Annotated in this window: 9 protein-coding genes; 5 read left to right on the forward strand and 4 right to left on the reverse strand. The window is 70.2% G+C overall.

The features are described from left to right. Nucleotides 1-107: 107 nt before the first annotated feature. Both ACH4S7_RS13245 and ACH4S7_RS13250 read left to right on the forward strand, forming a co-directional pair. A complete protein-coding gene (locus ACH4S7_RS13245) occupies nt 108-566 on the forward strand; it encodes an SseB family protein (RefSeq protein ID WP_398521226.1) in 459 nt (152 codons plus the stop codon). 216 nt (nt 567-782) lie between these two features. Further along, nucleotides 783-1,739: a pirin family protein gene (locus ACH4S7_RS13250; RefSeq protein ID WP_398521227.1), complete on the forward strand. Its 957-nt coding sequence runs from the start codon at nt 783-785 to the stop codon at nt 1,737-1,739. 85 nt (nt 1,740-1,824) lie between these two features. Here ACH4S7_RS13250 and ACH4S7_RS13255 read toward each other — a convergent pair whose 3' ends face one another. Genes ACH4S7_RS13255 through ACH4S7_RS13265 form a run of 3 tightly spaced genes read right to left on the reverse strand, consistent with a single transcriptional unit; the run spans nt 1,825 to nt 4,552 of the window. Beyond that, entirely contained in the window at nt 1,825-2,292 is a 468-nt protein-coding gene (locus ACH4S7_RS13255; RefSeq protein ID WP_398521228.1) for a hypothetical protein, read from the reverse strand. A 58-nt stretch (nt 2,293-2,350) separates the two neighbouring features. After that, entirely contained in the window at nt 2,351-4,120 is a 1,770-nt protein-coding gene (locus ACH4S7_RS13260) for an alpha/beta hydrolase (RefSeq protein WP_398521229.1), read from the reverse strand. A gap of 6 nt (nt 4,121-4,126) precedes the next feature. Further along, nucleotides 4,127-4,552 carry a hypothetical protein gene (locus ACH4S7_RS13265; protein WP_398521230.1) on the reverse strand — a complete coding sequence of 142 codons (426 nt, stop codon included), beginning with the start codon at nt 4,550-4,552 and terminating at the stop codon, nt 4,127-4,129. 240 nt (nt 4,553-4,792) lie between these two features. On the opposite strand from ACH4S7_RS13265, the gene ACH4S7_RS13270 reads away from it, so the two are divergent. Beyond that, on the forward strand, nt 4,793-5,914 hold the full coding sequence (locus tag ACH4S7_RS13270) for an AI-2E family transporter (RefSeq protein ID WP_398521231.1): 1,122 nt from the start codon (nt 4,793-4,795) through the stop codon (nt 5,912-5,914). 118 nt (nt 5,915-6,032) lie between these two features. On the opposite strand, the gene ACH4S7_RS13275 is transcribed toward ACH4S7_RS13270, so the two are convergent. Beyond that, the gene (locus ACH4S7_RS13275; RefSeq protein WP_398521232.1) at nt 6,033-8,180 is read right to left on the reverse strand and encodes a SpoIIE family protein phosphatase; all 2,148 of its coding nucleotides are present in this window, start codon (nt 8,178-8,180) and stop codon (nt 6,033-6,035) included. 158 nt (nt 8,181-8,338) lie between these two features. Here ACH4S7_RS13275 and aspS point away from each other — a divergent pair, with 158 nt between their 5' ends. Both aspS and ACH4S7_RS13285 read left to right on the forward strand, forming a co-directional pair. After that, the gene (aspS, locus tag ACH4S7_RS13280; RefSeq protein ID WP_398521233.1) at nt 8,339-10,111 is read left to right on the forward strand and encodes an aspartate--tRNA ligase; all 1,773 of its coding nucleotides are present in this window, start codon (nt 8,339-8,341) and stop codon (nt 10,109-10,111) included. A gap of 372 nt (nt 10,112-10,483) precedes the next feature. Next, nucleotides 10,484-11,875, forward strand: coding sequence for an MFS transporter (locus ACH4S7_RS13285; RefSeq protein ID WP_398521234.1), 1,392 nt, complete (start codon nt 10,484-10,486; stop codon nt 11,873-11,875). The last annotated feature ends 23 nt before the right edge of the window (nt 11,876-11,898 follow it).

Raw genomic sequence — 11,898 nt, forward strand, 5'->3', positions numbered from 1 at the left:
AGTCAGTGTGCAAACCCACGTACCAGCAAGTAGCTACCATGATGCTACCCGTCGGTAATAAGTTGCAACCCCCCTTCGTCCAACTGTGACTCGTTACTCTTGCGGGCATGTACGGCTATGACCAGAGTCAGGGCGCTCACCAGCAGTACGCTCCCCAGCAGCCATACGGGGGCCAGCCGCAGGGGCAGCCGCTGTACCCGGAGCCGTCGCCGCCGTCGCTCGCCGACGCGGTGCGCGCCTTCACCACCGGCACCCTCGCCGCCGAGGACTTCCAGCAGATCTTCGCGACCTCGAAGGTCTACTGCCCGCGCGGCGACAACCCCGGCTTCCTGGCGCTGCACAACACCCAGCAGCCGGTGATCCCGATGTTCTCCTCGCTCAAGGAGCTGCGGCGGTACGCGGGCAAGGAGTCCAAGTACTTCGTGATCACGGGCGCGGAGGTGATCGACCTCCTGCCGACGGGGTACGGCTTCGTCCTCGACATGGAGGGGGAGCACCGGATGGTGTTCGACGCGAAGGCCGTCGAGCAGATGGTGGACTTCGCGATGCGTCGGATGTACGGCTGACGCGGCGGGACTGAGGGGGCTGGGGGCTGAGGGGTCTGAGCGGGCTGAGCGGGCTGAGGGGTCGGCGGGCTGGCTGAGCGTTCGATGCGGGGATGCCCGGGAGGAATACCTCCCGGGCATCCCCGCGTTATGGCTGGCAGAAAGTTCAGGATTCAACTAAACTGAGCGCACGAGCCGACCGGAGCGCAGAAGTCGGCCGCACAAGGAGGTCCTTCGATGCCCGCCGTGACTGTTGAGAACCCGCTCACCCTGCCGCGCGTCGCCGCGCCCGTGGACGCCGCACCCCGCCCCGTCCTCGCCGTGAGCACCGCGCCCACCGGCTTCGAGGGGGAGGGCTTCCCGGTGCGCCGCGCGTTCGCCGGGATCGACTACCGCTACCTCGACCCGTTCATCATGATGGACCAGATGGGCGAGGTGGAGTACGCGCCGGGCGAGCCCAAGGGCACGCCCTGGCACCCCCACCGAGGCTTCGAGACCGTCACGTACCTCATCGACGGAACCTTCATCCACCAGGACAGCAACGGCGGCGGCGGAACCATCCAGGGCGGCGACACGCAGTGGATGACCGCGGGCTCCGGCCTCCTGCACATCGAGGCGCCCCCGGAGTCCCTGGTGATGTCGGGCGGGCTCTTCCACGGGCTCCAGCTCTGGGTGAACCTGCCTAAGTCCGACAAGATGATGAACCCCCGCTACCAGGACATCCGGGGCGGTCAGGTCCAACTGCTGACCTCCCCCGACGGTGGCGCGCTGCTCCGGGTCATCGCGGGTGAGCTGGACGGCCACGAGGGCCCCGGCATCACCCACACCCCGATCACCATGATCCACGCGACGCTGCGGCCCGGGGCGCAGATCACCCTGCCGTGGCGCGAGGAGTTCAACGGCCTCGCGTACGTCCTGGCCGGGCGCGGCTCGGTCGGCATGGAGCGTCGTCCGGTACGGAAGGGGCAGACGGCGGTCTTCGGCGACGGCGGCGCGCTCACGGTCCGTGCGGACGAGTCCCAGGACTCCAACACGCCGGACCTGGAGATCGTCCTGCTCGGTGGCCGGCCGATCCGGGAGCCGATGGCGCACTACGGGCCGTTCGTGATGAACACGGAGGCGGAGCTGCGGCAGGCGATGGAGGACTTCCAGGCGGGCCGGCTGGGGACGGTGCCGGCCGTGCACGGCATGTGAGTCGTACGGCGACGGGGGCGGCGGGGACAGGGCCGGGCGGTCACGGGATGTGACGGCCCGGCCCTGTGCCGTGTGGGGCGGGGGGTCAGTAGTGGTCGACCGTCTCGCCTTCAGGGACCTGGAAGCAGCCGGAGACCACGGTGATGACGAGCCCGGGGGGATTGTCCTTTCGGGCCTTGCCCTTCTCCCAGAATTCGACGTTGACGCCGAACTTCTTCTCGTCGTGGTCCGCGATCAGCGTCAGGCTCTTGGCGGGGCTGTTGTTGCGCTCGTACGAGACGATCTTCCAGCCCTGCTTCGGGAGCCCCTCCTTGAGACGCGTCATGGCCTGGGCTACCTCGGCGTCGGTCGATCCGGACACGTTCCACGAGTGACGCATGAGGAAGTGCTTTTCCCGGTCGTCCCCGCACTCGCCGGTGCCGGGGCCCGCACCGCCGATCTTCCCCTTCATGGCGATGAGGTCGAAGATCTCGCTGGAGACCTTCTTGGTCTCCTTGTTCGCCGTCTCGACACTGCGTGTTCCGTCGATTTTGGTTTCCGCTGGATCGGTCATGCTGCATCCCGTGAGTACGGCCAGTGTGATGGCTATCAGAGGCACACTTCGGCGGATTCTAGTCATTGAGCTGCACCGCACCGTAGTTCCCCGTGACGACCGCTGCTTGGTTATTCAAGCTCTGAGTACCCTCTTTCCAGTAATCGCTGTGCCCAGAGGTGTCCGTGGTCATCTGATTGGCGCCGAAGGGTTCGTCACTGGGAATGAGCATCACTCCGCCGCCGATCCGCCACTGATTGCCGCCGTGTCCATAGCGGCCGATATCGGGAACCAGGTCCCCCTTGGCCTCCTCGTTCCACACCCGGCCCTTGGGAACGTCCATCTCCTCGGCGGAGCCCACCTGGACACCCGGACTGCCCGCGAAGATCACGTCGTCCGCGTTGAGATCGCCCTGTCGGGCGGCCGAGCCGATGAGCGTGGTGCCGTAGGAGTGGCCGACGGCCGTCTGATGGCCGCCCGACTCCGTCGTGTTCGTCGCGCTGAGGCCGTCCAGGAACGAGTTGAAGGCCGGTGCTCCGTCGTTCGCGTAGTGAGCGAAGGGTGCGTCCTTGGCGATGCTCTGCGGGGCGTCGTAGCCGAGCCAGGTGACCGTCGAGATACTGCCCGATCCCAGGATATCGTCGGAGGCACGCCAAAGGTTGTTCATCCGGTTGACATCGTTCTCGATCTTTCCGAGATTCGATGTGGTGCCTGGAACATAAACCGCCGTGTGGTCAGAGGTGTCCGGATTTCCGGTGGCGACGATCGCGCGCCCGTTGCCTTCGGGAGAGAATCCCAACAGGTACGCCTCCGGGAGCCCTTCCTTTCCCGTCGCGTCGAAGCGCTTCTGAATCGCCTCCATCCCCTTCAGCGCGTTGTCCACATGTTCTTTCCGGTCCCCGTGCTCCCGGTGCCACTTCATCCATTCGTCGCTCTGGAGCATCCCGGCGCGGCCGGCCGAGACCCACTTCGGGAAGGGCTCCGGAGGGATCGACCTCTGTTCCAACTGGTACTGCGCCTTCGCCTCGGCGAGCACCGTGCGGTTGGCGTCGTCCCGGACCGTGGCGGGGACGCCGTCCAGCGCTCCCACCGACGCCGGATACAGCGTCGCGTACTCCTCCCGCTGTTCCTGTGACAGGCCCTTCCACCAGGACGCGTTCTCCTCGGCCGACTTCCCCTTCGGGATGTCCTTGGCGTCGAGGTAGCCGCCGGCCGCCCGTTGGACGTCCTTGGTGTCGCGGGCGGCGTCCGCCAGTGTCGCGGCGTCCACGGTCAGGCCGCCCGTGGTGTTCAGTTTGCGCAGGACGCCCGCGTACCGGGCGTCGATCTCGGCCGCCGTGCGGATGGCCTGGGCGATCTGTTCGGCGATCTCCTCCGCCTGGGCCTTGTTCGGGTCGCCGTTGCCCTCGGCCTTGCCGGGGAGGAGGGGGACCGGGGCACCGGGCTGGGCCGTGCCGCCGGTGGGGGCGAGGGGGATGGTGGGTCTCGGGGACGCGGGGTACTCGACCGAACCGTCCGGGTGGACCGTGAACTTCCGGCTCTCCGCGTCTTCCAGGGCCCGCTTCAGCTTCGACTGGGGCGCGACGAGTTCCTTCGCGAGGCCGTTCAGCGCGGTACGGATCAGTCCGCACTCGGTGTGCAGGTACTGGTAGTTGAGGGCGAGCGTCCGCAGGTTCTCCACCGCCGTCTTCGCGGTGTCGCCCTTCTGGGTTTCGAGGATCTTCGCGAGCATCTCGTTGTCGACGCGGTCCTTCGCGGCGTTCGCCCGGTTGGAGACCTTGCCCCAGCCGTCCGCCGCGGCCTCGTACTCGCTCAGCTTCACATCGCGCAGTTGCTGCCAGGTGGGCATCCCCGGTCAGCCCCCCTTCTTCGGCTGGGGGACGGCGGACGCGATCTGTTCCTTGGTTCTGGTCTCGCGTTCGCCGAAGTCCTTGCCGGCGCCCCTGAGCGCGGCGTCGAGGCGCTCGCACTCGTCCCGTACCGAGGTGAGACGGTCCTGCCAGCCGGTGCGGATCTCGGTGAGCGCCGCCGTCGCCATGAAGCCCTCGGTGGCGCCGGTGACGCCTTCGAGGGCGGTCTCCAGCTCGGTCATGGCCGACGCGGTGGAGCCGCGCAGCTCTCCGGCGACGCCGCCGGCGCCCGACCACGGCGTCTGATCCGCCTTCAGATCGGGCCCGCCGTCACCTCCGCCGCCGCCTCTGCCGTCCGCCGTCGCCAGGGTCATCCCGGCCCCGGGGTGCTCCGTCCCGAAGAGTTCCTGCCATTGCGTGTTGAGTGTCATGCGGTGGCCCCCCGTGGCCCCGTACCCATCAGTGGTGATCCCTGAATTGCTCACGCGAACCTAGCAACTGTCGGTGGACGAGTGGAGGGGGAGGGGGAGAGAGGCGGAGGAGGGAGAGGGGTGGAGGAGGGGGAGCAGGGAGAGGAAGAGCAGGGGGAGCAGGGCGGGAGGCTGATGGGACGTCACCCGGGCGGGTGCGGTGGACAGGACGCCGGCGCCGGTCCGTGGTCGGCTGGAGGGGTGCAGACCCTACTTCCCGAGCCGGTACGGCGGCTGGCCGCCTGGTGCGTCGTCCTGCTGCTGGTGGCGGGGGTCGGCGCGGTGGGGCTCTGGTTGATCGGTACGTTCCGGACCGCCGTCACGCCCGTACTGCTCGCCCTCCTCGGGACCGCCCTGCTGGGGCCGATGTACCGGAGGCTCGTCAAGATGCGGGTGCACCGTTCGCTCGCGGCCGGGCTCACCTGTGTCGCCGTGCTCGCGGTGGTGGGCGGGGCCACGTACATCGTCGTCAGTGCCCTGGTGAACAGCGGCGATCAGATCGTCGCCTCGCTGCGGCAGGCGGCGAAGGGGCTGACCGAGCACTTCGGTTCGGCCGGGACCTCGCTCGACGACCTCGCGACCAACGCCAAGGAATTGCTCGGCAAGTTCGGCGGTACCGCCGCGTCCGGGGTGCTCAGCGGGTTGAGCGTGGTGGGGGAGGCGATCGCCACCGCCGTGCTGGCACTGCTGTTGATCTTCTTCTTCCTCCGGGACTCGGAGAAGGCGTCCGGATTCGCCCGTTCCCTCGCCCCCGGGTCCAGTGGCGAACTGGTGGAGGCCATGGGCCGGCGGGCCTTCGAAGCGGTCGAGGGCTTCATGCGCGGGACCACCTTCATCGCCTTCATCGACGCGGTGTGCATCACCGTCGGGCTGCTGATCCTGCGGGTGCCCGGCGCACTGGGCCTGGGCGCGCTGGTATTCGTCGGCGCGTACATCCCGTATCTGGGTGCGTTCCTGTCGGGCGCGGTCGCGGTGCTCGTCGCCCTCGCGGACCGGGGCTGGGTGATCGCACTGTGGGCGCTCGGCGTAGTGCTGGCGGTGCAGGTGCTGGAGGGGCACGTGCTCCAGCCGATGATCCAGAGCCGTACGGTCCAGATGCATCCGGCCGTCGTCATGCTGGCGATCACCGCGGGGGCGGGGGTGGCCGGGATCCTCGGGATGCTCCTCGCCGTGCCGGTGACGGCGGCGGCGTTCGGGGTGATCGGGGAGCTGCGTACGCGGTACGAGTCGGAGGTCGGGACGCCGCCGTCAGCAGCCGGACCCGACCCCGGACCCGACCCCGGACCCGATCCCGGAGCCGGATCCGACCCCCGAGCCGGGTAGCCGTCGGGGTCGCCGCCGCCCGAGACCGGGTGACCCGTACGTCCGCGCCCGTACGCCTGTTTCCGTACACCAGCGCTCGTACGCCCGCGCCCGTACGCCCGCGTCCCGCGGACCCGGCCTACCCGTCCAGCCGCTCCGGGTCCGGTTTGCCGTCACCCGGCTCCGGGCTCGACTCCGCCAGTTCGAACCAGATCAGCTTGCCCTCCCCCTGGGGGTCCACCCCCCACGCGTCAGCGAGCATCTCCATCAGCAGCAGCCCCCGCCCGGACGACGCCATCTCCCCCGGCCGCCGCTTGTGCGGCAGTTCGTCGCTCGCGTCCGCGACCTCGACCCGGAGCCTGCGCACGGCCCCGGCCCCGGCCCCGGCCTCGCCCTCGTTCTCGGGCCCGCCGTGGGTCATCTCCGCCACCAGCAGCGCGTTCCCGTCCGTGTGGACCAGCACATTGGTGACCATCTCGGAGACCATCAGCACCGCCGAGTCGATCCGGTCCGGGTCCGCCCAGTCGTGCAGCAGTTCCCGAGTCTGCTGCCGCGCCGCCGCGATCCGTTCGGGTTCGGCCTGGGCGATCGTCATCGCCGTGCGGCGGGGGGTCTGGCGCGCCGGTGTGCCGTCCCGGGCGAGCAGCAGCACCGCCACATCGTCCTCGCGCCGGTCGGCCAGCGGCCCGGTGGTGTAGTGCGAGACCGGCCCGTGCACCGCCTGGACCAGGGAGTCCGCCAGCTCCTCCAGCGACTGTCCGGTGTCGCTCTCCAGCACCGCCCGCAGCCGGGCCCAGCCGGTGTCCAGGTCGTGGCCGCCGGTCTCCAGCAGCCCATCAGTGCAGATCATCATCGTCTCGCCGGGCTCCAGCGTCAGCCGGGTCGTCGGATAGTCCGTGTCCGGGTCGATGCCCAGCGGCAGCCCGCCCTCGGTGGGCCGCATCAGCACGGTGCCGTCGGCCATCCGGACGGCGGGGTCCGGATGCCCGGCACGGGCGATGTCGAGATGTCCGGTCGCCGGGTCGACCTCCAGATAGAGGCAGGTGGCGAAGCGCGCGCCGGCCTGGTCGCCCTCGCCGTACGTGTCGGTGATGCCGTGCAGGAAGCGGGAGGCCCGGGAGAGCACCGCATCCGGTCGGTGCCCCTCGGACGCGTACGCCCGCAGCGCGATCCTGAGCTGGCCCATCAGCCCCGCGGCCCGTACGTCATGGCCCTGGACATCGCCGATGACCAGGGCGATCCGGCCGGACGGCAGCGGGATCATGTCGTACCAGTCGCCGCCGACCTGGAGGCCACCACCGGTCGGTACGTACCGCGCGGCCACCGACATCCCGGGGATCGCGGGTCCGAGCACCGGCATCATCGACCGCTGGAGCCCCAGCGAGAACTCCCGTTCGGTCTCGGCGACCCCGGCCCGCGCGAGCGCCTGCGCCAGCATCCGGGCGACCGTCGTCAGCACCGAGCGCTCGTCGGGGGTGAACGCCACCGGATGGCGGAAGGCCGCCATCCACGCGCCCATGGTGCGCCCGGCGACGATCAGCGGGAGGTAGGCCCAGGACTGCCGTCCCAGGCGCTGGGCCAGCGGCCAGCTCGTCGGGTAGCGGCGGTTGTAATCCTCCGGGCTCGGCAGGTAGACCGCGCGGCCGGTGCGGACCACCTCGGCGGCGGGGTGGTCGGTGTCCAGCCGCATATCGCGGAAGGGGTCCTCGCCCGCCCCCTGGTGCCCGTGGTGGCCGACGATCCGCAGCCGCTCACCCGCCGCAGTGAAGACGGCGAGACCGTCCGGCGAGAACCCCGGCATGGAGAGCGAGGCGGCGACCCGCAGCACCTCGGCGGTGGAGCGCGCCTCGGCCAGCGCCCGCCCCGCGTCCAGCAGGAACGCCTCCCGGGAACGCCGCCAGTCACCGGTGATGGGGGTGCGCGCGGCGGTGCCCTCGGTGGGTTCGGCGACCTCCTGGAGCATCCCGTCGAGCAGGTAGGCGCCGTTGTGGAGGACCGGCTTGGACCGGCTGCGTACGGTACGGAGCACCCGGCCTTCCTCATCGACGATCCGGAGCCGGCCCTCGGCGAGCGTCCCCTCGGCGATGGCGAGGCTCACCACGCCGTTGATCTCGTTCCAGTCGACCGGGTGGAACCGGGCGCGCACGACGGACTCGGGGTGGATACGGGTCTTGGGCGGGAGCTCCAGCAGCCGGGCGGCCTCGGCGTCGAGAGTCACCGTCCCGGCTGCGTTGTCCCACCGCCACAGACCGGTCGCGATCGCGGCCAGGACGTCCTCGGTGCGCATTGCCTCACTTTATTCCGATCTGCCGACTGCCGACTTCCCGGTACCCTTTCGGGCCATCCGGCAGTGGCGTGTATATGCCAATGAGACACGGGAGGGGCGAGCGGTAACCTTGACGGGCCCGACCCATCCCCAAAATCACCAAGACTGGATGAACGACGATGCATCGGTACAGGTCACACACGTGCGGCGAGCTCCGCGCCTCTGACGTCTCCACCGACGTCCGGCTGAGCGGCTGGCTGCACAATCGCCGAGACCTGGGCGGCATCCTCTTCATCGATCTCCGTGATCACTACGGCATCACCCAGCTCGTCGCCCGGCCCGGCACCCCGGCCAACGAGGCGCTGAGCCACCTCACCAAGGAGACCGTCGTCCGTATCGACGGCTCGGTCGTCAGCCGGGGCGCGGACAACGTCAACCCCGAGCTGCCCACCGGTGAGGTCGAGATCGAGGTCACCGCGGTGGAGGTGCTGGGCGCCGCCGCCCAGATCCCGTTCACCATCAACACGGATGACGGCGTCAACGAGGAACGACGGCTGGAGTACCGCTTCCTCGACCTGCGCCGCGAGCGGATGCACCGCAACATCATGCTGCGGACGGCCGTCATCTCCGCCATCCGGCACAAGATGACCACGCTCGGCTTCAACGAGATGGCCACCCCGATCCTCACCGCCACCTCCCCCGAGGGCGCGCGCGACTTCGTGGTCCCGTCCCGGCTGAACCCCGGCCGGTTCTACGCGCTGCCGCAGGCCCCGCAGCAGTTCAAGCAGCTCCTGATGATCTCCGGCTTCGACCGGTACTTCCAGATCGCGCCCTGCTTCCGCGACGAGGACGCCCGCGCCGACCGCTCACCCGGCGAGTTCTACCAGCTCGACGTCGAGATGAGCTTCGTCGAGCAGGAGGACGTCTTCCAGCCGGTCGAGAAGCTGATGACCGAGCTGTTCGAGGAGTTCGGCGGTGGCCGTCACGTCACCTCGCCGTTCCCGCGCATCCCGTTCCGCGAGTCGATGCTGAAGTACGGCAGCGACAAGCCGGACCTCCGCGCCCAGCTCGAACTCTTCGACATCACCGATGTCTTCGAGGGCTCGGAGTTCAAGGCGTTCGCGGGCAAGCACGTCCGCGCGCTGCCGGTGCCGGACGTCGCGGCCCAGCCGCGGAAGTTCTTCGACCAGCTCGGCGACTACGCGGTCGAGCAGGGCGCCAAGGGCCTGGCCTGGGTGCGGGTCGCCGAGGATGGTTCGCTCTCCGGCCCGATCGCCAAGTTCCTCACCGAGGACAACGTCAAGGTCCTCACCGAGCGCCTCGGTCTGGCCGCCGGTCACGCCGTGTTCTTCGGCGCGGGTGACACCGACGAGGTCGGCAAGATCATGGGCGCGGTCCGGGTCGAGGCCGCCAAGCGGTCCGGTCACTTCGAGGACGGCGTCTTCCGCTTCTGCTGGATCGTCGACTTCCCGATGTACGAGCGGGACGAGGAGACCGGCAAGATCGACTTCTCCCACAACCCCTTCTCGATGCCTCAGGGCGGCATGAAGGACCTGGAGGAGAAGGACCCGCTGTCCATCCTCGCCTGGCAGTACGACATCGTCTGCAACGGCATCGAGCTGTCCTCCGGCGCCATCCGGAACCACGAGCCCGACGTCATGCTCAAGGCGTTCGAGATCGCCGGTTACGACCGGGAGACCGTCGAGCACGAGTTCGCGGGCATGTTGCGCGCCTTCCGTCTCGGCGCCCCGCCGCACGGCGGCATCGCCCCGGGCGTGGACCGCATCGTGATGCTGCTCGCCGACGAGCCGAACATCCGCGAGACGATCGCCTTCCCGCTCAACGGCAACGCGCAGGACCTGATGATGGGCGCGCCGAGCGAGCTGGACGAGTCGCGGCTGCGGGAGCTGAACATCCAGCTCCGCAAGCCGGTGGCGAAGCCCGCCGAGTAGGACCGCCGCGCCCCCTGGTGGGGTGCGCCGGGAAGGCCCCGTACCGCAGTGGACCGACAGCGTCCGCGGTGGTGGTACGGGGCCTTCCCGCGTCCCGGCGCTCCCGGCCGGCCGCCGCTGGCCGGGGTTCCCGTGGCCCCGACCCGGCCGGCGTACGGGCTCTCGCGGGTTCCGGTCCAACGCCCGGCGAACGGGCTCCCGGGTCCGTGCCCGGCGTACGGGCTCTCGCGGGTTCAGGTTCGCGCCCGGCCGTACGGGCTGCGTACGGGCCCCCGGTGCGCGTCCCGCCAGGGCGGGGGCGTCCCCCGAACGGCCCGATGGACGCGCCGTCCCGCCCCCGCCGCGATCGACTGGGGGCGGGAGGTGCCAGCCATGACCGGGACGCGCGGGACGGGCAGTGGGCGGGAGGCGGACGGGGCGGACGGTACGAGCGGTGGGCGGGGGAGCGCTGATGGGCACGGGCAGGGGCCTGGGCGGGGGGCCGCCAGGAGTCGTGCGGCAGCCCGTACGGCCGGGGGAGGGCACGGCGCCCACCGCACCATCGGCGGATCCGAGGCATGGCTGGTCTGGGGCCTGGCCACCGCCTTCGTGGTCTGGCTCTTCGCGATCCAGACCGGCTACGGCATCGTCTCCCCGGAGATCCAGCGCTCGGCCGGCCTCACCGTCGCCCAGATCGGCCTCGCCGGTTCCGTCTACACCTGGGCCTTCGCGTTCTGCCAGTTCTTCAGCGGCGCCCTGCTCGACCGGTTCGGCTCCCGTCCGCTGCTCGCCGTCGCGGTCGCCTTCGTCACGGTGGGAGCCTTCCTGTACGCGCGGACCACCGGGTTCGGCACCCTCGTCACCGCCCAGATCGTGATCGCCGTCGGGGCGGCCTTCGGGTTCGTCGGCGCGGGCTACATCGGCGGCCAGTGGTTCCCCGCCGCCCGCTACGGACTGATGTTCGGCATGGTCCAGTCGCTGGCCTCGCTCGGCTCGGCGATCGGCCAGCCCGCGATCTCCTGGCGGCTGGAACAGGTGAGCTGGCAGCGGCTGCTCAACGGCTTCGGCGTGGCCGGGGTGGTGCTCACCGTGCTCTTCGTCCTCCTCGTCCGGAACCCGGCGCCCGGACCCGGGCGGGTCGAGCGCCCCCGGTCCGCACTGCTGCCGTCGATCGCGCGGGCCCTGGGCACCTGTTTCGGCAACCGCAATGTGCTGCTCGCCGCCGCGCTCTCCGGGGTCTCCTTCGGTTCGATGATCGCGATGGGGTCGCTGTGGGGACCCCGGCTGGTCCGGGCCCAGGGCGCCGGTGAGTCCCTCGCCGCCGCGCTGAGCGCGATGTCCTGGCTCGGCCTGGCGGTCGGCGCCCCGCTCTTCAACATCGTCTCGAACCGCTGGGGGAGCCGCCGGGTGCCGGCCGTCGCCGGGGTGTTCCTCCAGGCGGTCTCCGTCGCCGTACTGATCTGTCTGCCGGCCGGTGTCCCCGGTGTCACGACCGTCGTGATGTTCGCGGTCGGGTTCTTCTCCGGCGCGCAGATGTTGGGTTTCACCGTCGCGGGGGAGTCGGTGCCGGCCGCGCTGGTGGGCAGCTCGGCGGCGATCGTCAACGGGGTCTGCTTCATCCTCGCCGGTGTCCTCGAAGCGGTGCCGGGGCGGCTGCTGCCCGATGTCCCGTCGCTGGCCGATTACCGCTCGGCCCTGCTGATCATGCCGTTGCTGCTGGTGGCGGGGGCGGTCGCGGGGCTCTTCATCCGGGACACGGCCCGGGCCACGACACAGGGGTCCTGACGCGGGGGCGGTGCGGGTGGTCC

The sequence above is a fragment of the Streptomyces sp. NPDC020965 genome, assembly GCF_044333555.1.
Classification (GTDB): Bacteria; Actinomycetota; Actinomycetes; order Streptomycetales; family Streptomycetaceae; genus Streptomyces.